Raw genomic sequence first — 20487 nt, 5'->3', positions numbered from 1 at the left:
GGGCGCTCCGCCCCCTCCGGCGCGTCAGCGCCCGGGGGCGCGGCGGAGCCGCGTCGGGGTGGGCCAGCCCGGCGTGCGCGTTTCATCGCCGGGGAGGGGCCTGCCGTACCGCCCCCTCCCCGTGAGCCTCACCCCCACGTAAGGCGCCCTCCTGCGTCATCGAAAACTTCCACCCACCGACCTCGGCTCGCCAATCCGGCCGGAGGGGGCGTGTAGGGGGCCATCCCCGCAGGCAGCCGGGTGTCTGCGTTGCCGAATGAAAGTACGTCGCGGTGCACGGTGCCGAGGAGTTGGCCCCCTGCGCGCCCCCGCCCCCACCACGCAAGCAATGCGAGCCCCACGTCAACCCAAAACCACGCGCGCGAAGCGCGCAGCGCACGAGGGAACCCGGGCCTTCGGCGGCCAAAGGCCGCCTCAGTCCCGCGCCAACCCCCACCGCGCCCGCAACCCCGTCCGCTCATCCGTAGCCACCATCGCCGCCCCCGCGGTAACCGTCTCGTACACGGCGAGGATGTCGGCCCCGACGGTCGACCAGTCGAAGCGCCGCACATGCCGACTCCCCCGCTCCCGCAGCTCCGCGAGCCGATCGGGGTCACCCAGGAGCCGTACTGCCGCAGCGGCGAGCGCCTCCGCGTCCTCGTTGGCGAAGAGTTCGCCGGCCTCCCCCTGGTCCAGCACCTGGGCGAACGCGTCCAGGTCGCTGGCCAGCACCGGCGCCCCCGCCGACATCGCCTCGACGAGGATGATGCCGAACGACTCGCCGCCGGTGTTGGGCGCGACGTACAGGTCCACGCTGCGCAGCAGCCGCGCCTTGTCCTCGTCGCTGACCATGCCGAGGAACTCCACCTGGGAGCGCAGGTCGGCGGGGAGTTCCGCGACGGCTTCCTCCTCGTCGCCGCGGCCCGCGACCAGGAGCCGGGCGTCGGGTACGGCGGCGAGGATCTGCGGCAGGGCCCGCATGAGGACGGGCAGGCCCTTGCGGGGTTCGTCGATGCGGCCGATGAAGCCGATGGTGCGGCCCTGCCACTCCTCCTTCGGCGCGGCGTCGGCGAAGAAGTCGACGTCGACGCCGTTGGGGATGACGACCGCGTCGCCGCCGAGGTGTTCGACCAGGGTGCGCCGGGCGTATTCGCTGACCGCGATGCGGGCGCTGATCTTCTCCAGCGCGGGCTGCAGGATCGGGTACGCCGCGATCATGACGCGGGAGCGCGGGTTGGAGGTGTGGAAGGTGGCCACGATGGGGCCCTGCGCCGCCCAGCAGGCGAGCAGGCCCACGGACGGGGTGCCGGGTTCGTGGATGTGGATGACGTCGAAGGCACCGTCGTGCAGCCAGCGGCGGACGCGGGCCGCCGACAGGAAGCCGAAGTTGAGCCGGGCAACCGAACCGTTGTACGGCACGGGGACGGCACGTCCGGCGGAGACGACGTACGCCGGCAGGGGGGTATCGTCGTCCGCCGGAGCGAGTACGGACACCTCGTGGCCCAGCCGGATCAGGTGCTCGGCGAGGTCACGGATGTGGAACTGGACGCCGCCCGGGACGTCCCACGAATACGGGCAGACGATCCCGATCCTCAAGACCGCTCCGTCCGCCGGGCGTCGGTACCCGCCCCGTCGCCACCCACCGCCTCCGCGCGCCCCGCGGGGTCCCGCGGTTCCAGGTCACCGAGCCACAGACGTTGCAGCATGTGCCAGTCCTCCGGGTGGTCGGCGATGCCGGAGGCGAAGGCGTCGGCCATCTCCTGCGTCATCGTGGCGGCCTTCTCGGCGCGGGTGCCGGTCTGCGGCACCTCGATCTCCGGGTGCACCCGTCCGCGCATGACGGGGCTCCCGTCGTACCACAGGGTGACCGGCAGGAGCATCGCCCCGGTCTGCACCGCGAGCATCGCGGGCCCGGCCGGCATCTTGGCCGCCTCGCCGAAGAATTTCACCTCGATGCCGGAGGCGGACAGGTCCCGGTCGGCGACGAGGCAGACCAGCCCGCCGGCCCGCAGCCGCCGGGCGAGGATGCCGAACGCGGCGCCGCCGGTGTGCGGCAGCACCTCCATACCCAGGCCCTCGCGGTAGGCGACGAACCGGTCGTAGAGCGTCTCGGGCTTGAGGCGTTCGGCGACGGTGGTGAAGGGCACGCCCAGTTTGGTGGTGACCCAGGCGCCCGCGAGGTCGTAGTTGCCCATGTGCGGCAGGGCGAGGATCACGCCGCGGCCGCTCTTCAGACCGTCCACCAGGTGGTGCACGTCGGCCGGCGCGAAACCACCCCGTATCCGGTCCTTGCTCCAGGCGGGCAGCCGGAAGGATTCCATCCAGTAGCGCAGATAGGAGCGCATCCCGGCCCGGGACAACTGGGCGAGGCGCTGCGGCGTGGCGTCCGGGACGACGCGCGCGAGGTTGGCCTCCAGGCGCAGGATGCCCTTGCCGCGCCGTCTCCAGACCATGTCGGCGATCCGGCGCCCGAGCGCCTTCGCGACCGGTTCGGGCAGTTTCTTGACCGCGCTCCAGCCCAGGGCGTACGCCCCGTCGGTGAGCTTCTCGCGGTCGATGGTCGGGCGCTTCACGCGCTGTTCCCCCCTTGTGCGACGGCGTCGGCCTCGGCGGACTCCCTGCGTACGGTCACCACGCGCTGGGCGAGGGTGACCGCGCTGCCGACGGCGACCACCCACAGGGCGACCGGCAGCAGGTACTGGACGCCGGGGACGCCGAAGGCGTGCAGTCCGGCGAGGCCGGCGGCGACGAGTGTGATGACGAGCCGCTCGGCTCGTTCCACCAGTCCGTTGACGTTCACCGGCAGCCCGATGCTCTCGCCCCTGGCCTTGGTGTACGAGACGACCTGGCCGCTGGCCAGGCAGAAGATCGCCACCGCGCAGAGCCAGAGGCTGTCACCGGCCCCGGCGTACCAGAGCGCCAGCCCGCCGAAGATCGCCGAGTCGGCGACCCGGTCGAGCGTGGAGTCGAGGAAGGCTCCCCAGCGGCTGGAGCGGCCCAGTTGCCGGGCCATGTTGCCGTCCACCAGGTCCGAGAACACGAACAGCGTGATGACGATCGTGCCCCAGAAGAACTCGCCGAGCGGGAAGAAGACCAGGGCACCCGCCACCACACCCCCCGTGCCGACGAGGGTGACCGCGTCCGGGCTGACCCCGAGACGGATGAGCAGGGCGGCGAATGGCGTGAGGACACGCGTGAAGAAAGCACGCGCGTACGTGTTCAGCATGGCCTTCCCGGAGGTCGATACGGGCCGCGCGGTCAATGGGGCCACCGGCTGGCCCATCGTAGCCAGGCGGCACCCGCGTACCGCGAACGCACCACGGCCCGGGGCACGACCTGTGACCGGCCAAGACGTGGACGCAGCAGCGGTCACACCGGTGCGGGCCCGCGTGCGCGGGGCGTACCGCAAGATCCCTGATCGTCCCTTGTGCGATGTATGGACGTGCCATGACCAGGGTGGAAAGCTCGAACCACCGCAAAGTGTCGACCGGGAGGCGAGACACATGGGCGAGAAGACGAGGACACATCCAGGAGCCGCCGGCAGGGCGACATCGGCCGGCCGGCCCACGTCCCTGAGGAATGTGGTGCTGGTCGGCCACAGTGGTGCGGGGAAGACGACGCTGGTGGAGGCGCTGGCCCTGGCGACCGGGGCGGTCAACCGGGCGGGCCGGGTCGAGGACGGCAGTTGCCTGTCGGACTACGACGAGATCGAGCACCGGCAGCAGCGGTCGGTGCAGCTCTCCCTGGTGCCCGTGGACTACGGCGGAATCAAGATCAACGTATTGGACACACCCGGGTACGCCGACTTCGTCGGGGAGCTGAGGGCCGGTCTGCGGGCAGCGGACGCGGCCCTCTTCGTCGTTTCGGCGGCGGACGGCGTGGACGGCGCGACGCGCATGGTCTGGGACGAGTGCGCGGCGGTAGGGATGCCGCGCGCGCTGGTCATCACGCACCTGGAGGCCGCGCGCGCCGACTTCGACCAGATGACCCGGCTGTGCGGCGCCACGCTGGGCGGCGACGACCCGGACGCCGTCCTCCCCCTGTACCTGCCGCTGTACGGCACGGCGGGCGCCGACGGCCACGCGCCGGTGCACGGTCTGATCGGCCTGCTCACCCAGCGGGTCTTCGACTACTCCTCCGGCGAACGCGTCGAGCGCGCACCGGAGGCCGACGAGCTGCCGCTGATCGAGGAGGCCCGCAACCGGCTCATCGAGGGCATCATCGCCGAGAGCGAGGACGAGTCCCTCATGGACCGCTACCTCGCGGGCGAGGACATCGACGTGAAGACGCTCATCGGTGACCTGGAGACGGCGGTGGCCCGCGGCACCTTCCACCCCGTGCTGGCCGCCGCTCCGGCCCCGGAGGGTGCCCGGCAGGGTCTCGGCACCATCGAGCTGCTCGACCTGATCGCCCGTGGCTTCCCCACCCCGGCCGAACGCGAGGCCCCCGCCGTCACCACTCCCGACGGCAAGCCCCGCCCGGCGCTGACCTGCGACCCGGCGGGCCCGCTGGTGGCCGAGGTGGTCAAGACCTCCTCCGACCCGTACGTGGGCCGGCTCTCGCTGGTCCGGGTCTTCTCCGGCACCCTGCGCCCGGACGAGACGGTGCACGTGTCCGGGCACGGTCTGGAGGACCGCGGCCACGAGGACCACGACGTGGACGAGCGGATCGGCGCCCTGTCCGCCCCGTTCGGCAAGGCCCAGCGCCCCCTGTCGGAGGCGATCGCCGGGGATCTGGCCTGTGTGGCGAAACTGACCCGCGCCGAGACCGGTGACACGCTCTCCGACAAGGACGCGCCGCTCCTGATGGAGCCGTGGTCGATGCCGGACCCGCTGCTGCCGGTCGCCATCCAGGCGCACAGCAAGGCGGACGAGGACAAGCTCTCCCAGGGTCTGTCCCGGCTCGTCGCCGAGGACCCGACGATGCGTCTGGAGCACAACCAGGGCACCCACCAGGTGGTGCTGTGGTGCCTGGGCGAGGCGCATGTCGACGTGGCCCTGGAGCGGCTGCGGTCCCGGTACGGCGTGCAGGTCGACACCGTGCCGTACAAGGTCTCGCTGCGGGAGACCTTCGGCGGCAAGGCGGCGGGCCGCGGGCGGCATGTGAAGCAGTCCGGCGGGCACGGCCAGTACGCGATCTGCGAGATCGAGGTGGAGCCGCTGCCGGGCGGCAGCGGTATCGAGTTCGTGGACAAGGTCGTGGGCGGCGCGGTGCCCCGGCAGTTCATCCCGTCCGTGGAGAAGGGCGTACGGGCGCAGGCGGCACGCGGTGTCGCGGCCGGGTATCCGCTGGTCGACGTCCGGGTCACGCTGCTGGACGGCAAGGCGCACTCGGTCGACTCCTCCGACGCCGCGTTCCAGACGGCGGGTTCGCTGGCGCTGCGCGAGGCCGCCGCCGACGCCCGTATCCATCTGCTGGAGCCGGTGGCCGAGGTGACCGTACTGGTTCCGGACGATTTCGTCGGGGCGGTGATGAGCGATCTGTCCGGGCGGCGCGGCCGGGTGGTGGGGACCGATCAGGCCGGGCACGGGCGCACGCTCGTACGGGCCGAGGTGCCGGAGATCGAGATCAGCCGGTACGCCGTGGACCTGCGCTCCCTCTCGCACGGCACCGGCCGCTTCCACCGGTCCTACACGCGGCACGAGCCGATGCCGCCGCAGCTCGCCGCGAAGCTCCGCGAACAGGAGGAGAACGGCTCGTGAGAGCCCGCGCACCGGCTCCGCCGCACGTCACGTCGCCGGCCGTCCGCCTCGGCACCACCGGGGTGGACGGCGGCGGTACGCTGTGATCGCAGCTCAGAAGGTGTGCGACCGACGGTAGTTGGGCAGAAGGCCGCAGCAGCGGATGCGTGCGGGTGATGGGGGCGGCAGTGGCAGCAGACGGCTTCGACTTCAGTCCCGGGGCACAGGTCCCGCTGTCCGGCGGTGCCGGACAGACCGCGGCCACCCAGGCGTTGGCCTCGGCGGCGTACCGGGACAATCCGCTCTCCGACATCTCCAAGGCCGACTCGGCCACCGCGAAGTCGACGATCAAACCGCCCAAACTCTCCCTGTTCGAGCCGAATCTGGGCGAGGCGTTCTCCCGCGCGCTGCAACTGCGGATGCTCGGCGGTGCCCGGGGCGCGCTCATCCAGTCCTTCGGCATCGAGCCGCAGACGGTCGTCGAGCACTGTCTGGCCGCCATCCGCATCCGCAAGATCCGCGATGTGAAGCTGACCATCCTGATGGTGGGCTTCGGGCTGCTCTTCCTGCCCGGCGTGCTCCTGTGGCTGGGCGCGTTCCAGCTCAAGAAGCTGCTGTCGAAGGCGCAGGGCACCGGCACCTCGGCGCTCGGGGTGGCGCTGATGCTCGCGGTCGGCGCCATCGCGGTGCTGTTCCTGGTCAAGCTGCCGTTCACCGGTTTCTGGTCGGTGTATCTGCGCGCCATGGTGGTGGTGCCGGTGATCGGCTGGTGGTGGGCGAAGCGGATCAGTGAGGCCACCGCGAAGGACCTGCGGGACGCGTGGAAGGGGCTGCTCGAAGGCGGCGGCGTGGGCGCCAAGATCCCCGAGGCGGTCCCCAAGGACCCGAACGAGACCGCCGCCGAACAGATGCGTCAGAGCCTGGCGAAGCTCACCGCCGAGCAGCACAGCAACGTCGCCTTCTACGCGGGCCCCAACGGCATACTCGGCATGGGCACCCGCTGGGGAAGCTGGCAGATGGCCGAGGAGCTGCGCCCCGCCGTGGAGGGCGGCGAGATCAACCCGTTCCGCAGCTACGACGTGATCCGCGTCATCCACGACCGGCTGCGGCTGCTGGAGCGCAGCCCCCTGCACACCGGCGGCTTCAAGGACGCCCCCTCCGTACGCCACTGGATCGTGGTGCCGGTGGGCGAGAAGGCCGGTTCCGTCTCCCGGCCCGAGGGCACCGAGGTGGAGGCGTTCCAGGTGCGCGGGCACGAGATAGAGCGGATCTGCAACGAGCAGCAGTTCGGCAGCGGCAGCCGGCACTACCTCGGCGTGCAGTTCGTGCTCTGGGACGGCCAGTTGGTGATAACCCTGCTGATCACGGTCACCGTGCTGCACGAGACGCTGCGGGTGGAGGTCACCGGCCACGCCCTCGGCCCGGTGAATCCGCTGTTCACCTCCAAGCCCGCGCCGAAGAGCAAGAGCGTCTCCAAGACGGTGAAGTTCTGGGAGACCAAGTCCGTGAGCCTGCCGCTGGTCGACGCGAGCGAGGTGGTGCGGCTCGCCGCCCGCGCCCCGCTGACGTGGTTCCCCGGCTTCCTGGAGTTCCTGGGCGGGAAGCTGATCCTGCCGGAGCCGTTCGGCCTGCGGCACGCCTGGGCCGACAAGCCCTGGCGGCACCGCTTCATGGCCGACGACGCGCTGCGGGCGGCGACCCCGGTGCTGCGCGTGGTGCACTCCGCCGCCCTGAGCGTGCTGAAGGAGAACGGTGTGGACATCGCGCGCTTCGACAGCCGCTCGCTGGTGCTGAGCGGCCAGGTGCAGGCCGCTGAGCCCAAGAAGGCCGACGAATACAACGCGTAGCCGCTGGTCGCGGCGGGCGGGCCCGCGGTCTTGCCGGGCCCGCCCGCCGCCGCACCGCTACCGGAAGATCCCCGTATGCCCCAGTGAGTACCGCCCCGGCTGCGGATAGACCGCCAGGCCGTGCGGGCCCTCGCCCACCGGGATCTTGGCGAGGGTCTTTCCGGTCCGGGTGTCCATCGCGTAGACCTCGGAGTTGTAGCGGCCGGACAGCCACAGCACGTTGCCGTCGGCGGACACCCCGCCCATGTCGGGGCTGCCGCCGCCGGGGATGTGCCACTTGTCCACGAGGTTGCCGCTCTTGAAGTCGAGCAGGGAGACGGAGCCCTCGCCGCGGTTGGAGATGTACATCTTCTTGGAGTCACGGCTGACGTAGAGGCCGTGGGTGCCCTTGCCGGTCGGCATCAGCTTCGGCTGTTCGAACGAGTCGCCGTCCAGCACCCACAGGCCGTCGGCCATCATGTCCGCGACGTACCAGGTCCGGCCGTCCGGCGACATCTTCACGTCCTGCGGCATGGCGCCCCGGAACGGCAGTTTCTGCTGTCCGACGACCTTCATCCGCTCCGTGTCGACCTTCAGCAGTTCGCCCGAGAACTCGCAGGAGACGATGAAGTACTTCCCGTCCGCCGAGAAGTCCGCGTGGTTGACGCCCGCGCAGCTCACCGGGACGGTCTTGCGCACCTCCATCGACTTCGGGTCGCGGAAGACCAGTTCCTTGTCCATGGAGGCCATCACGACGGCGTACTTGCCGTTCGGCGTGAAGTAGAGGTTGTACGGGTCGTGCACGTCCACCGCCTGGCCGGACCTGCCGGTCGCCGGGTCGATCGGCGTCAGGTCGTGGCCGCGGTTGTTGTTCACCCACAGCGTCTTCATGTCCCAGGACGGGACGACGTGCTGCGGCTGCACCCCGACCGGGATGGTCTCGATGACCTTGTACGTCTTGGGGTCGATGACGCTGACCGTGTCGGAGCCGGTGTTGGGCACGTACACGCGCGAGGGAAAGTTCCTGACCTGCGGCGCGAGCCGGTTCGGGCGGTCGGCCGCGTACACGTCGTGCTCGTCCAGCGGGGGCGGCATGCCCGGCAGCAGCGCCTTGGCGGCCTGCGCGGGCGAGGCCGGGGTGGAGGCCCCGGGGCTGCCGCCGGCGGCCTCCGGCCCGCTGCCGCCGCCGCACCCCGCCGCCGTCAGTGCGCAGGCGACGGCCAGCAGCGCGGCCCGCCGGCCGGTACGGGCACGTTTCCGATCGTGGGTGGAGGTCCGGTCAGCCATCAGGTCACAAGCTCCGTTGTCGTCACCGCGCGCAGTCCGCGCCGGTGCAGGCCGTCGAGGATCGGGGGCAGCGCGGCAACCGTGCCGGGGTGCCCGAGGTGGAGGCTCACGATGGATCCCGCGCGGGCCCGGTCCAGCACGGTGCGCTGGACGGCGGGGGCGCCGGGGTCGTCCGCGTCGAGGGAGTCGACGTCGTAGGAGAGGACGTGCGGATAGCCGGCCTTACGGGCCAGCCGGGTCACCAGTGCGGTGGCGTACTGCGTACGGGAGGGGCGGAACCAGCTCCCGATCGTGCCGGTCAGCTTCCGCAGCCGGTCGGCGCACCCGGTGATCTCGGCGTACGCCTCGGCCGCCGGGAGGGCGCAGAGGTCGAGGTGGCGCTGGGTGTGATTGCCCAGTTCGTGGCCGCCGTCGAGGATGCGGCGGGCCATCAGCGGCTGCTCGTCGAGCCACCTGCCGACGGCTAGCACGGTCACCCGGGCACCGGCCCGCTCGGCCTCGCCGAGCAGCGCGGCGGCCGTCTTCGGGTCGCCCTGGCCGTGGAAGGTGAGGGCGACCGCGTCGCCGCGCTGCGGGCCGTGCTGGATCTGTACGGGCAGGCCGGGCGCGCGGGTCGGCGGGCGGGCCCGCCGGGCGGCGCCCGAGGCGGCCGTTCCCGAGGGGCGCGCCCCGGGGCCCGGCGGGCCGGTCCCGCCCGGTGGCGGGGAGCCGGAGGCCCGTACGGACGCGGTGTCCGTACGGGCTGTCGCGCACCCCGGGGCGAGCGCCCCGGCGGCCACGGCCGTGGCGGTGCGCAGCACGGAGCGACGAGGCAGGGAAGTCACCCCACTATTAGAGGGCAACGTGTCCGCATTTGTCGCTTTGTCGGATTTATCGCAGGGCGTGTCTCGGCCGCCGCTGCGACGTCCGGGCTACTGCGGCCAGGCGTCGGCCAGCATCTTGCGGGTGTCGGCCAGCAACTGCGGCAGTACCTTCGTCTGGCCCACCACCGGCATGAAGTTGGTGTCGCCGCCCCAGCGCGGCACGACGTGCTGGTGCAGGTGGGCGGCGATACCGGCACCGGCCACGGCGCCCTGGTTGAGGCCGATGTTGAAGCCGTGCGCGCCGGAGGCGGCCCGCAGCGCGGTCATCGCCCGCTTGGTGAACTCGGCCAGCTCCAGGGTCTCGGCCCGGTCCAGCTCGGTGTAGTCGGCCACGTGGCGGTACGGGACCGACATCAGGTGGCCGCCGTTGTACGGGTAGAGGTTGAGCACCGCGTACACGTGCTCGCCGCGGGCGATCACCAGCCCGTCCTCGTCCGACTTGGCCGGAATCGTGCAGAAGGGGCAGCCGTCCTCGGCGCCCGGTCCGGACGGTTTGTTCTCCCCCTGGATGTACGCCATCCGGTGGGGCGTCCACAGTCGCTGGAAGGCGTCCTGTGTCCCGACTCCGATCTGCTGCTCCGGCTCACTCGTCATGCGGGCCAGCATATTCCCCGGTCGCGCGGGCATGCGGCGAGGGGCGGTCCCGGGCTCCGGGGCCGCCCCTCGCTCAGAGCTGTGGCCTCACACCTGGACCCGGCGCTCCACCGCGTCCAGGATCTCGGCGATCGCCTGCGCCTTCGGGATGCCGTTCTTCTGCGACCCGTCGCGGTAGCGGAAGGACACCGCGCCGTTGGCGACGTCCTCGTCACCCGCGATGATCATGTACGGCACCTTGCTGCGCTGCGCGTTCCTGATCTTCTTCTGCATCCGGTCCGAGGAGGCGTCCACCTCGACCCGCAGGCCCTGCTTCTTGGCCTCGGCGGCGAACTCCTGGAGGTACGGGACGTGGTCGTCGCCGATCGGGATGCCGGTGGCCTGCACGGGGGCCAGCCACACCGGGAACGCGCCCGCGTAGTGCTCCAGCAGCACCGCGAAGAACCGCTCGATGGAGCCGAACAGGGCGCGGTGGATCATCACCGGGCGCTGCTTGGAGCCGTCCGGCGCGGTGTACTCCAGGTCGAAGCGCTCCGGCAGGTTGAAGTCCAGTTGCACGGTCGACATCTGCCAGGTACGGCCGATGGCGTCCTTGGTCTGCACCGAGATCTTCGGGCCGTAGAACGCGGCGCCGCCCGGGTCCGGGACCAGCGGCAGGCCCTGCTTCTCGGCGACCTTGCGCAGCGTCTCGGTGGCCTCTTCCCAGACCTCGTCCGAGCCGACGAACTTCTCCGGGTCCTTGGTGGACAGTTCCAGGTAGAAGTCGGTCAGGCCGTAGTCGCGCAGCAGGTCCAGGACGAAGGTGAGCGTGGCGTCCAGCTCGTCCGCCATCTGCTCCTTGGTGCAGTAGATGTGCGCGTCGTCCTGGGTGAAGCCGCGGGCGCGGGTCAGGCCGTGCACCACGCCGGACTTCTCGTACCGGTACACGGTCCCGAACTCGAACAGACGCAGCGGCAGTTCGCGGTACGAGCGGCCGCGCGCGTCGAAGATCAGGTTGTGCATCGGGCAGTTCATGGGCTTGAGGTAGTAGTCCACGCCCTCGTCGAGCTGCATGGGCGGGTACATGCCGTCGGCGTACCAGTCCAGGTGGCCCGACTTCTCGAACAGCTTCCCCTTGGTGGCGTGCGGGGTGTAGACGAACTCGTAGTCCGCCTCCTCGTGGCGCCGCCGCGAGTAGTCCTCCATGACCCGGCGGATGATGCCGCCCTTGGGGTGGAAGACCGCCAGGCCGGAGCCGATGTCCTCCGGGATGGAGAACAGGTCCAGCTCGGCGCCCAGCTTGCGGTGGTCGCGCTTCTCCGCCTCGGCGAGGAACTCCAGGTACGCCTTCAGCTCGTCCTTGGTCGGCCAGGCGGTGCCGTAGATGCGCTGGAGCTGCTTGTTCTTCTCGCTGCCGCGCCAGTACGCGGCGGCCGAGCGCATCAGCTTGAAGGCCGGGATGACCCGGGTGCTCGGCAGGTGCGGGCCGCGGCACAGGTCCTTCCAGCACAGCTCGCCGCTCTTGGCGTCGAGGTTGTCGTAGATGGTCAGCTCACCGGCGCCGACCTCGGCGGACGCGCCCTCGGCCGCCTCCGCGGCGGAACCCTTGAGGCCGATCAGCTCCAGCTTGTACGGCTCGCCGGCCAGCTCGGCGCGGGCGTCGTCGTCGCTCACCGCGCGCCGGGCGAACTTCTGCCCGCGCTTCTGGATCTCCTGCATCTTCTTCTCGATGCGCTTGAGATCGTCGGGGGTGAACGGGGTCTCGACGTCGAAGTCGTAGTAGAAGCCGTCCTTGATGGGCGGGCCGATGCCCAGCTTCGCCTCCGGGAACAGCTCCTGCACGGCCTGCGCCATCACGTGCGCGGTGGAGTGGCGCAGGATGTTCAGGCCGTCCTCGCTGCCGATGTCGACGGGCTCGACCTCGTCGCCCTCGGCCAGCTCGTACGCCAGGTCCCTGAGCTGCCCGGCGACGCGGGCGGCGACGACGGAGCGCTCGCCCTGGAAGAGGTCGGCGGCCGTAGTGCCCGTGGTCACCACGCGTTCTTCCCGCTCGGAATCGCGTTGGATGGTCACACGGACGTCTGACACCGGTCTCTCCTGACTTCTCGGGCGCGACAGCGTTTGCTGCGCAGGCGAATCGTACCGAGCGACCGGTCTTCCTCGCGAAACGGTTATGCCGGCCCCGTGCCACAGCCGCGCCACGGCCCCGTACGGAAGCGGCGGGCGCGCGGCGAGCCCCGGGCCCCGCCGTACGCCCGCCACCCGTCAGTCGCCCGGCAGCGGCCCTCCGCACGCCTCCTCGAAGAAGTCGAGATTCTCCTGGAGCGACTTCAGCAGCCGGTCCCGCTCCGCCTCGTCCACCTGGACGGGTGTGACGTCCGACGCGCCGGTGATCCGGCGGAATCCGCCCCGGCTCTCCAGCCGCCCGCTGACCCGGATCGGCAGGCCGACCAGATGGGCGTGTCCGGCGATGCGGTAGTCCTCCTCGTCGAGCGCGACCCGTACCTGGAGCACATCGGCCCCGGACAGCACCCGCAGCCGCACCACGCCGGGGCCGCCGGGGCGCTCGCGCCGCAGCCGTACCACCGCGCCGGTGACCCGTACCGGCAGCGACGGCTCGTCGCGGACGTAGCGCTGGGCGGCCGCCTGGAGCGCGGGCAGGTCGCCGGGCGAGAACTCGACCGGTTCGGGACGGGCGGCGAACCCCGGGGGCGGCCCCGCCCCCGGCGACCATTCCACCGAGATCCGCACCCCCTCCGCGTCCCGCACCAGCGAGATCAGCGCTTCCGCCAGCTCATGGCACACCCCCAGTTCCACGGCGGCGTCGAACGCCTCCATGCCGCCGGTCGCCCGCTGGTAGTCCGTGGCGTCCCGGGTCGCGTGCAGCGCGCGCTGGAGCCCGGCGACGGCCGCGCGGCCCGCCGCCACCGGCACGTACGCGGTCAGCCGCCGCCCGGCCGGCGCGGGCCCGACCAGCACGTCCGCCATGAAGGACTCGGCCTTGCGCTTGTGCCGGGCGCCGTAGAAGCCCGCCCTGCCGTACGTGCCGAGCGCACCGGCCATCAGCATCGAGCGGGCCGCCGTACGCAACTGCTCCTGCGCGACCCACGGGGTGCCGCCGATACCGTCCTCCGGGACCTCGCGCTCCCAGCGCACCTCGTCGCTGGGCACCGCGAGCGCCGCCAGGACCTCACGCGCGGACGGCGCGGCGCTGTGCGCGAGGGCGGCCAGCGCCTCCGCGATCAGGTCGGTGCTGTCCGGGAACGTCCGGGTCTGCGGTACGAGCAGACTGGTGCCCCCGGCGGCTCCGCCGGGCGGCGTCCAGCGGGCGTAGTGGCCGGCGGCGCCTCCCCGCCGCCGCCAGCCGTGCCGCGCCAGCAGGGCGCCGAGCACCGCCGGATCCAGTTGTGCCGGGTCCGGAAGCCGGAACGCGTACTCGTCGGTCGGCCGGTGCATCAGGGTCTCCCTCCCGCCCCGACCCGCGTCATGATCTCGCAGAGCGCGCGGTCGTCGAAGATCCGCGTGGTCGGGATCCGCACGTTGGTCCTGCGCCGTCCGGTCACCTCATGGCCGGCCAGGTTGATCCAGTAGCAGCTGTGCCGCAGTTCGAGCCGGTCGTGGTCCGCCCGCAGCCAGTCCTCCTGGGTCCGCGGCACCAGCATCACGACCAGGATCTTGTGCACCGCCACGGGCGTCCGGGCGAGCTTCACCAGATGGGCGTTGTCCAGGGTGAAGGCGAAGCTCGCGCCGGGCGGCCGGGGGCCGACCTGGTACGTGCACTTCAACTGCACCTTGATGGTCACTTCGTCGTCGACGGCATGGCCGGGCGCGCCATGGCTGACGTGCCAGTCGATGCCGTTGTCCGGGAAGGGCTGGGCCAGCGAGCAGCCCGACGCGGCGGCCACCGCGTGAAGATAGCCCACCTGGAGCGTCTCCATACAGGCCGTGGTGGCGAGCGCGCCGCGCAGCGAAGCCGTGCGCGCGGGCACCAGTCCCCCGGGATCGGGCTGCGCGAGCGTCATCGCTCAAGTGCCTTCCGGGCCGGGTCGTTCGAAGGGGCCGTCGTCGTGGCGGCGGCCCGTTGTGGTGTTCTTGTCCGTCCCAAGTGGTCAACAAACCAGGACGGTTCGACAACCGGAACCCTCGGGTATCACCAGGTCGGGTGGCCGCGTCGGCTCACCCGCCGCATGAGCGCGAGGAGTTGTGAAGATGCCGTGCTGGTACGACGGACCGCTCGCTTCCTTCGACACCGAGACCACCGGGATCGACGTGGAGCGAGATCGCATCGTATCCGCCGCCCTGGTCGTCCAGGAAACCCCGCGCAGCGTCCCCCGCATCACCCGGTGGCTGGTCAATCCCGGTGTGCCGGTCCCCGAAGCGGCCACCGCCGTGCACGGCCTGACGGACGGGCACCTCGCCCTGTACGGCCGCTGGCCGGCGCCCGTCATGGAGGAGATAGCCCGCGCGCTGACCGACCAGTCGCTCGCCGGACGGCCGCTCATCGTCATGAACGCGCCGTTCGACCTGACCCTTCTGGACCGTGAACTGCGGCGGCACCGCGCCGCCTCGCTCCCCCACTACCTGGGCGCCCACCCGCTGTCCGTGCTGGACCCGAGGGTGCTGGACAAGCACCTGGACCGCTACCGCAAGGGCCGCCGCACCCTCACGGACCTGTGCGCGGAGTACGGGGTCGAGCTGACCGGCGCGCACGAGGCCGCCGCGGACGCCCTCGCCGCGCTCCAGGTCGTACGGGCGCTGGGGCAGCGGTACGCGGAGCGGCTGGAGTCGCTGAGCCCGGCGCAGCTCCACACCCGGCAGGCCGTGTGGCACGCCGCACAGGCGCGCGGCCTGGAGGCGTGGTTCGCGCGCAACGGCACGGAAGAGGCGGTGGACCCGCACTGGCCGATGCGCCCGGACCTCCCGGCCGCGGCCTGAACGACGCCGTACGGCCCCGCACGACGACCTACGGCACCGGTGCGCCAACGCCGAGGGCCGGACTGCCTGTTGGCAGCCCGGCCCTCGGTCCCGGTGGGCGATACTGGGTTCGAACCAGTGACCTCTTCGGTGTGAACGAAGCGCTCTCCCACTGAGCTAATCGCCCGGGTTTTTCCGCTCCCGGGGTTTCCCCCGCGAACGACCTGAACAATACAGGCCGTCGGGCCCATTCATCAAATTCCCCGCCCGCGCATTCCGGCTCCCCTCAGTCTGGAGGCCAGGCCCCGGTGTCCGGCGCGCATCATCAGCGTGTGGTTGGCGACGAAGAACGGCCGGCCCGGCAGCGCGAGCCGGCGTAACGACGGCTTGCGCACCTCGACCTCCTGCTCGAAGACGGCGCACGTTCCGCCGCCGGCCGCGCCCACCGTCCAGCGCGCGAAGCCTTCCAGGTCGCCGCGCATCGCTATCTCCAGGACGCCGGTGTCCGGGTCGTGGCACGTCTCGGTCGCGGTGACGGTCAGCACGTACGGGAGCAGGGACCGGAAGTGCGCGGTGCCGCTGCGGTCGTCGACGCGGGTCACCCGGCGCACCTGGGGCCACCACTGCGGATACGCCTCGGCGTCCTCCAGGACGGCGTAGACCGCCGGGGGCGGCGCGGGCAGCCGCCATTCGCTGCGGAAGCGGTACCGGTGCAGGACGTGCTGCCAGTCGGCCATGCCCCTCAGTCTGCCGCCCGGCAGGCACCGGGAGAACGACGACGGCCCGGAGGTCTGGAAACCTCCGGGCCGTTGTCCGGTGTGGGCGATACTGGGTTCGAACCAGTGACCTCTTCGGTGTGAACGAAGCGCTCTCCCGCTGAGCTAATCGCCCGGGCGCAGCGCCAACATTACCGCACGTCGGAGGGGTCTTGTGACCACCCGTGGGGACGGGCGGCAGTCACCTGGCCGCGCGCCGGTCACTCACCCGTGTTCCACGGCAGCACCAGGCCGAACTTCCACAGGTACACGGCCAGCCCGGCCGCGATGATCACGGCGCCGACGCTGGTCAGGATGATGTTGCGGCGGCGCACCTTCGGGTCCAGGGCCTTCTGCGCGGCCTCGGTGACCTTGCGCTTGGTCCAGCGCAGCACCAACTGGGCCCAGACGAACTCGGTCGCCCAGATCGCCATCCCCGCGAAGATCACCAGCCAGCCCGGTCCGGGCAGCGGCAGCATGATGATGCCGCCGACGACCACCGCCAGGCCGACGATGAATATGCCGACCTGCCAGCTCAGATGCAGGGGCCGGGAACGCTTGATGAAATGCGGCGCCCGCGAGCCGAGCCGCTGTTCCACGTTCGCAGTCTCACCCGCGGCACCCTCTTGTGCAGCCGGGGCCGCCGCCGCGGCGGTGATCCCGACTCCCCCGTCACTCTCCGTATTCATGCGGCCCAACCTACCCGACGGACAACGGTCACCGGAATGGCCGCCCAGGAGGATTGGCAACTCCGCCGTAAGAGGTACCGGAAGTCACCCAAAACCCTCAGAGGGGTTTACAACGGCACCGTAGGTGGCATGTCGATTTCGCCGACGTGCGAATCCCCGAGCGCACACTGAGCGAAAGGCCCTGGCGCTTATGAACACCACGGTCAGCTGCGAGCTGCACCTGCGCCTCGTTGTGTCGAGCGAGTCGTCACTGCCTGTACCCGCGGGCCTGCGGTATGACACGGCCGATCCCTATGCCGTGCACGCGACCTTCCACACCGGAGCCGAGGAAACCGTCGAGTGGGTCTTCGCCCGCGACCTCCTCGCCGAGGGCCTGCACCGGCCCACGGGCACCGGAGACGTCCGCGTATGGCCGTCCCGGAGCCACGGACAGGGCGTTGTCTGCATCGCCCTGAGCTCCCCGGAAGGCGAGGCCCTCCTGGAAGCCCCGGCGCGGGCCCTGGAGTCGTTCCTGAAGAGGACCGACGCGGCGGTTCCACCCGGTACGGAGCACCGGCACTTCGATCTCGACACGGAGCTCTCCCACATCCTCGCGGAGAACTGAAAGGCGGCGCAGCAGCCCATCGCAGCCATCCACCGCACCGAACCGCTCACACCTGCACCGTCCGACTCGGGGCGACGGCACAGGACCGACAAGTTCATACGGCACGAGCCGGCGCCGTCGCCGCGGACCCACCGCGGAGACGGCGCCGAGGCTTGTTGGACGCGCTAGAGTCGGCGACCATTCGGCAAGGACACCGGGGCGGCGCCGTCCGACCCCACCCGGCCAGGGAGCGAAACCGTGATGATCACCCACGACACCCGGTGCGCGCTCGACGCGGTCGTCGACCTGTTGAACACCGCCCCGGAGGGCGACGCCCCCGGAGCCACCGACAGCCTGACCGACCTCGCGGCGCTGCAGGCGTTCGTCACGCGTAACGCGATCAGCGACGTGGGCACCCTCGGCGACCGTGACCTGGCCTCCGTACGGGCCGTACGGACCCGCTTCGCCGACGTCTTCGCGGCGCCGGACGACCGTACGGCCGCCGAGCGGCTCAACGACCTGGTCGCGGCGGCCGGCACCACACCGCGGCTGACCGACCACGACGGCTACGACTGGCATGTGCACTACTTCGCGCCCGGCGCCTCGGTCGCCGAGCACCTGGCGGCGGACGGGGGCATGGCGCTGGCGTTCCTGGTGGTCGCCGGGGAACGGGAGCGGCTGCGGCACTGCGAGGCGCCGGACTGCCGGTTCGCCTTCGTGGACCTGTCCCGCAACCGTTCGCGCCGCTACTGCGACAGCCGTACGTGCGGCAACCGGCTGCACGTCGCGGCCTACCGGGCACGCCGCCGCGAAGCCACCCGCTGACGGTACGGCCGGGGCCCGCCCGGATCGCCGCCCCCTCGCCCGGCCTCACAGGACGAGGAGGTCGTGCAGGGCGCCGATGAGGAGCAGGACGGCGATGAAGGTGAGGAAGAGCATCAGCGGCGGCTGGGACAACGCGAAAAGACAGCCACGCGGTTCGGGGGCCGGAGGGTCCGCCGCTGTGACGGCGGGGTCCCGGGGAAGGGCGCACTCGTCGTTCATCTCGCGCCGATGATGGCGCAGATGATCAGGCGGGAAGGCCCGGATCACCCGTCAGGGCAGGGAGTTCACCAGATCCCGTGCACTTCCGTGATCGCTACGGTGTCCGAGAGGTCACCCGCAGGGAGCGTGCGGCATCCGCTGTACAACGGCTCCGGCGGCCCGGCCGCCGGGCGGCTCCGGACGGCCCCGCGCTCGTTCAGATGCCGTGCTTCTTCAGGATGGCCTCGATGTCGGAGAAGTCCTCCTCCGGCGCGCCGCCCTTGCCCCGGCCCTTGGCCTGGGGCGCGGGCTCCGGGGACCGCGCGCCCGCGCCGAGCGACGGGGCGGACGCCTTCGGTGCCACCGCGGCCGGGCCCTGCTGCCGGGCCGCGGCGCGCCGCTCCTTGCGGCTGCCGCCGGCCTTGAGCGAGTGCCGCTCGGCCATCCTCGCGATCATGAACAGCACGACGGAGAGGGCCAGCGCCCCGAAGCCCGCCCAGACCACGGGCTTGAAGACCACACCGGTCAGCCAGTCGATGACACCGGTCATCGCCAGGCCCACGGGGACCAGCGAGAAGGCCGCGACACGGGTCGCGGCCAGGAACCGCTTGCGGTAGGCGGTCAGCGCGGCGATGCCCAGGCCGGCCACCGACACCACGGTACAGATGGTCGAGCTCAGCATCCCCGGTCCTCCTGCCGATCGGTTCTCGTCCTCCGCCGCGCCCGCCCCGCTCTCCCGCGCGGCGGCAGCGCGACGCCCCTCTTGTACTGCTCTGCCTCCATCCTGCCTCCTCCCGGGCGCCCGGTGCCACGTTCCGGGGCAGGCTCAGGGACATCTAAGGGTCCGGCTCCTCCGCAGGTGCCGGTCCGGCTCCGCGGGTGCCGGTTCGGCCGGGGTGCCGGGGGCTGGGAGACTGGGCGCATGAACGACGCCACGACCTCCGGTTCCGCCCGCCCCGTCGTCCTCGACGTGTGGTGCGAGCTGCAGTGCCCGGACTGCACCGCCGCGCTCGACGACCTGCGGGCCCTGCGCGAGCACTACGGGGACCGGCTGGACATCCGGCTGCGGCACTTCCCGCTGGCCAAGCACCAGCATGCCTACGCCGCCGCCCAGGCCGCCGAGGAAGCCATGGAGCAGGGCAAGGGCTGGCCGTTCGTGGAGGCCGTCCTGGCCCGTACGGAGGAACTGGGCACCAAGGGCGAGCAGTTGCTGCTCACCGTGGCCGGTGAACTGGGCCTGGACGCGGAGGAGATGGACACCGCGCTCATCGACGGCCGGCACCTGCTGGCCGTGGACGCCGATCAGGCGGAGGGCAAGGCGATCGGCGTGACCGGCACGCCCACGTACGAGATCGGCGGGGAACTGCTGGACGGCGGCAAGAGCCAGGACGGCCTGCGCGAGCGCATCACGGAGATCGCCGACCGGCTGCTGGCCGAGCAGGGCTGACCCGGCCACGCCCCGGGCGGCCCACGCGCTCAGAGCAGGAGCTTGTGCAGGGAGTATATGGTCGGCCGGTAGCCCAGGGTCTCGTACAGACCGCGGGCCCGCGGATTGTCCACGTAGACGTTGAGCCCCAGGACGGTGCGGCCCGCATCCAGCGTCTCCCGCTCGGCGACGAGCATGAGCGTCCGGCCGTGCCCGCGGCCGCGGTGCTCCGGCTCCACCCGGACGTCCATGACATAGCCGCCGGGCCGGGCCGGGTGGTACGTCGTGGTCCAGACCGTCCCGACGTCCGTGCCCTCGTGGGCCAGCACGCGCAGCGACTGGTGCGCGGTGGCCGGCCCGTCCGGGAGCAGCGTCGCGTGGTCCTCCGCCGCGTTGCGCTCCGCACGCTCGCGCGGCATCCCGTTGCCCACCTTCGCTTCGACGTAGGTGGTGACCGCCGCGGTCAGCCAGGCCGGGTACTCCTCCGCGCCGAGCGGCCGCACGGCGCTGCCCGCGGGAAGCCCGGGCGGCGCGGTGAGCTCCTTGAGCATCCGGCGGCTGTGCTCCGTGTAGCCGAGGGCGGCGGCCAGCCGCAGGGCCGGCTCCGCGTCGGCCGGCACGTCCACCGAGATCCGCCGGCAGCCCCAGCCGCGCAGCACCTCCTCGGCGGCGAGGGCCGCGACGGTGCCGCGGCCCCGGTGCCGGTCGCGTTCGTCGATGTGCAGGTCCGCGATGCGCCCGGCGGACAGGCCCAGCCGGGCGTCGGTGGCCAGAGTTATCCGGCCCACCGGGCGGCTGTTGACACAGACTTCGTACGTACGGGCCCGGCCGCCGTCATCGCGTCGATCTTCGGGGCCGGCGGGGCGCAGCGTCGTGGTCACGCTGGCT

20 protein-coding genes and 2 tRNA genes are annotated in these 20487 nt (G+C 71.7%); 6 read left to right on the top strand and 16 right to left on the bottom strand.

What is annotated here, in order from left to right:
* Positions 1-414: 414 nt before the first annotated feature.
* The 3 genes from EJG53_RS34010 to pgsA are packed head-to-tail and all read right to left on the bottom strand — an operon-like array spanning position 415 to position 3262.
* Positions 415-1575, bottom strand: coding sequence for a glycosyltransferase family 4 protein (locus EJG53_RS34010; RefSeq protein ID WP_125048123.1), 1161 nt, complete (start codon positions 1573-1575; stop codon positions 415-417).
* Positions 1572-2552 (bottom strand): phosphatidylinositol mannoside acyltransferase, encoded by a 981-nt coding sequence (locus EJG53_RS34005; RefSeq protein WP_125048122.1) that lies wholly within the window; start codon positions 2550-2552, stop codon positions 1572-1574. The genes EJG53_RS34010 and EJG53_RS34005 overlap by 4 nt, the downstream gene beginning before the upstream one ends.
* Entirely contained in the window at positions 2549-3262 is a 714-nt protein-coding gene (gene pgsA, locus EJG53_RS34000) for a phosphatidylinositol phosphate synthase (RefSeq protein ID WP_371858757.1), read from the bottom strand. Before pgsA ends, EJG53_RS34005 begins: the two co-directional genes overlap by 4 nt.
* A gap of 220 nt (positions 3263-3482) precedes the next feature.
* On the opposite strand from pgsA, the gene EJG53_RS33995 reads away from it, so the two are divergent.
* Positions 3483-5681, top strand: a complete 2199-nt coding sequence (locus tag EJG53_RS33995) for an elongation factor G-like protein EF-G2 (RefSeq protein WP_125048121.1) — start codon at positions 3483-3485, stop codon at positions 5679-5681.
* Between the two features lie 155 nt (positions 5682-5836).
* Positions 5837-7507: a hypothetical protein gene (locus tag EJG53_RS33990; RefSeq protein ID WP_125048120.1), complete on the top strand. Its 1671-nt coding sequence runs from the start codon at positions 5837-5839 to the stop codon at positions 7505-7507.
* A gap of 57 nt (positions 7508-7564) precedes the next feature.
* On the opposite strand, the gene EJG53_RS33985 is transcribed toward EJG53_RS33990, so the two are convergent.
* The 6 genes from EJG53_RS33985 to EJG53_RS33960 all read right to left on the bottom strand — a co-directional run bounded on the left by EJG53_RS33985 (position 7565) and on the right by EJG53_RS33960 (position 14231).
* Positions 7565-8773, bottom strand: a complete 1209-nt coding sequence (locus tag EJG53_RS33985; protein WP_125048119.1) for a YVTN family beta-propeller repeat protein — start codon at positions 8771-8773, stop codon at positions 7565-7567.
* Positions 8773-9573 carry a polysaccharide deacetylase family protein gene (locus EJG53_RS33980; protein WP_125049778.1) on the bottom strand — a complete coding sequence of 267 codons (801 nt, stop codon included), beginning with the start codon at positions 9571-9573 and terminating at the stop codon, positions 8773-8775. The genes EJG53_RS33985 and EJG53_RS33980 overlap by 1 nt, the downstream gene beginning before the upstream one ends.
* 111 nt (positions 9574-9684) lie before the next feature.
* Positions 9685-10242, bottom strand: coding sequence for an HIT family protein (locus EJG53_RS33975; protein WP_030999463.1), 558 nt, complete (start codon positions 10240-10242; stop codon positions 9685-9687).
* Positions 10243-10317: 75 nt separating this feature from the next.
* Complete coding sequence (gene thrS, locus EJG53_RS33970) at positions 10318-12297, bottom strand: threonine--tRNA ligase (RefSeq protein WP_125048118.1); 1980 nt, start codon at positions 12295-12297, stop codon at positions 10318-10320.
* Positions 12298-12474: 177 nt separating this feature from the next.
* On the bottom strand, positions 12475-13665 hold the full coding sequence (locus EJG53_RS33965) for a hypothetical protein (RefSeq protein ID WP_125048117.1): 1191 nt from the start codon (positions 13663-13665) through the stop codon (positions 12475-12477).
* On the bottom strand, positions 13665-14231 hold the full coding sequence (locus tag EJG53_RS33960) for a DUF4365 domain-containing protein (RefSeq protein ID WP_125048116.1): 567 nt from the start codon (positions 14229-14231) through the stop codon (positions 13665-13667). Before EJG53_RS33960 ends, EJG53_RS33965 begins: the two co-directional genes overlap by 1 nt.
* Positions 14232-14418: 187 nt before the next feature.
* Between EJG53_RS33960 and EJG53_RS33955 the strand changes: the two genes are divergently transcribed.
* Entirely contained in the window at positions 14419-15144 is a 726-nt protein-coding gene (locus EJG53_RS33955; RefSeq protein ID WP_125048115.1) for an exonuclease domain-containing protein, read from the top strand.
* A 94-nt stretch (positions 15145-15238) separates the two neighbouring features.
* Here EJG53_RS33955 and EJG53_RS33950 read toward each other — a convergent pair.
* From EJG53_RS33950 to EJG53_RS33935, 4 genes are all read right to left on the bottom strand, one after another.
* A tRNA-Val gene (locus EJG53_RS33950) sits at positions 15239-15310 on the bottom strand.
* 67 nt (positions 15311-15377) lie between these two features.
* Positions 15378-15860 carry an SRPBCC family protein gene (locus EJG53_RS33945; RefSeq protein ID WP_125048114.1) on the bottom strand — a complete coding sequence of 161 codons (483 nt, stop codon included), beginning with the start codon at positions 15858-15860 and terminating at the stop codon, positions 15378-15380.
* Positions 15861-15942: 82 nt separating this feature from the next.
* Positions 15943-16014 (bottom strand) — tRNA-Val (locus tag EJG53_RS33940).
* 85 nt (positions 16015-16099) lie between these two features.
* The gene (locus tag EJG53_RS33935) at positions 16100-16567 is read right to left on the bottom strand and encodes a TIGR02611 family protein (RefSeq protein ID WP_125048113.1); all 468 of its coding nucleotides are present in this window, start codon (positions 16565-16567) and stop codon (positions 16100-16102) included.
* 190 nt (positions 16568-16757) lie between these two features.
* On the opposite strand from EJG53_RS33935, the gene EJG53_RS33930 reads away from it, so the two are divergent.
* Positions 16758-17171 carry an SsgA family sporulation/cell division regulator gene (locus tag EJG53_RS33930; protein ID WP_003987206.1) on the top strand — a complete coding sequence of 138 codons (414 nt, stop codon included), beginning with the start codon at positions 16758-16760 and terminating at the stop codon, positions 17169-17171.
* A gap of 237 nt (positions 17172-17408) precedes the next feature.
* A complete protein-coding gene (locus EJG53_RS33925; RefSeq protein WP_030999476.1) occupies positions 17409-17975 on the top strand; it encodes a CGNR zinc finger domain-containing protein in 567 nt (188 codons plus the stop codon).
* 45 nt (positions 17976-18020) lie between these two features.
* Here EJG53_RS33925 and EJG53_RS41280 read toward each other — a convergent pair whose 3' ends face one another.
* Positions 18021-18194 (bottom strand): hypothetical protein, encoded by a 174-nt coding sequence (locus tag EJG53_RS41280; protein WP_167515207.1) that lies wholly within the window; start codon positions 18192-18194, stop codon positions 18021-18023.
* A gap of 196 nt (positions 18195-18390) precedes the next feature.
* A complete protein-coding gene (locus EJG53_RS33920) occupies positions 18391-18855 on the bottom strand; it encodes a hypothetical protein (protein WP_125048112.1) in 465 nt (154 codons plus the stop codon).
* 240 nt (positions 18856-19095) lie between these two features.
* Here EJG53_RS33920 and EJG53_RS33915 point away from each other — a divergent pair, with 240 nt between their 5' ends.
* The gene (locus tag EJG53_RS33915) at positions 19096-19620 is read left to right on the top strand and encodes a DsbA family protein (protein ID WP_167515206.1); all 525 of its coding nucleotides are present in this window, start codon (positions 19096-19098) and stop codon (positions 19618-19620) included.
* Positions 19621-19649: 29 nt separating this feature from the next.
* Here EJG53_RS33915 and EJG53_RS33910 read toward each other — a convergent pair whose 3' ends face one another.
* Entirely contained in the window at positions 19650-20480 is an 831-nt protein-coding gene (locus EJG53_RS33910) for a GNAT family N-acetyltransferase (RefSeq protein WP_125048110.1), read from the bottom strand.
* Positions 20481-20487: the final 7 nt, after the last annotated feature.

Origin of the sequence: Streptomyces chrestomyceticus JCM 4735 (assembly GCF_003865135.1) — a bacterium.
In the GTDB taxonomy this organism is placed as follows: Bacteria; Actinomycetota; Actinomycetes; order Streptomycetales; family Streptomycetaceae; genus Streptomyces; species Streptomyces chrestomyceticus.
This window is presented reverse-complemented; position numbering and strand designations above follow the sequence as displayed.

Bases quoted from the DNA above. Each gene is read 5' to 3' on its own strand.
- EJG53_RS33930 (WP_003987206.1), top strand. From the start codon at position 16,758: ATGAACACCACGGTCAGCTGCGAGCTGCACCTGCGCCTCGTTGTGTCG.
- EJG53_RS33995 (WP_125048121.1), top strand. From the start codon at position 3,483: ATGGGCGAGAAGACGAGGACACATCCAGGAGCCGCCGGCAGGGCGACA.
- EJG53_RS33985 (WP_125048119.1), bottom strand. From the start codon at position 8,773: ATGGCTGACCGGACCTCCACCCACGATCGGAAACGTGCCCGTACCGGC.
- EJG53_RS33915 (WP_167515206.1), top strand. From the start codon at position 19,096: ATGAACGACGCCACGACCTCCGGTTCCGCCCGCCCCGTCGTCCTCGAC.
- EJG53_RS33945 (WP_125048114.1), bottom strand. From the start codon at position 15,860: ATGGCCGACTGGCAGCACGTCCTGCACCGGTACCGCTTCCGCAGCGAA.
- EJG53_RS33965 (WP_125048117.1), bottom strand. From the start codon at position 13,665: ATGCACCGGCCGACCGACGAGTACGCGTTCCGGCTTCCGGACCCGGCA.
- EJG53_RS33920 (WP_125048112.1), bottom strand. From the start codon at position 18,855: ATGCTGAGCTCGACCATCTGTACCGTGGTGTCGGTGGCCGGCCTGGGC.
- EJG53_RS33935 (WP_125048113.1), bottom strand. From the start codon at position 16,567: ATGAATACGGAGAGTGACGGGGGAGTCGGGATCACCGCCGCGGCGGCG.
- EJG53_RS33955 (WP_125048115.1), top strand. From the start codon at position 14,419: ATGCCGTGCTGGTACGACGGACCGCTCGCTTCCTTCGACACCGAGACC.
- EJG53_RS33975 (WP_030999463.1), bottom strand. From the start codon at position 10,242: ATGCTGGCCCGCATGACGAGTGAGCCGGAGCAGCAGATCGGAGTCGGG.
- EJG53_RS33960 (WP_125048116.1), bottom strand. From the start codon at position 14,231: ATGACGCTCGCGCAGCCCGATCCCGGGGGACTGGTGCCCGCGCGCACG.
- pgsA (WP_371858757.1), bottom strand. From the start codon at position 3,262: ATGGGCCAGCCGGTGGCCCCATTGACCGCGCGGCCCGTATCGACCTCC.
- EJG53_RS41280 (WP_167515207.1), bottom strand. From the start codon at position 18,194: ATGAACGACGAGTGCGCCCTTCCCCGGGACCCCGCCGTCACAGCGGCG.
- EJG53_RS33990 (WP_125048120.1), top strand. From the start codon at position 5,837: ATGGGGGCGGCAGTGGCAGCAGACGGCTTCGACTTCAGTCCCGGGGCA.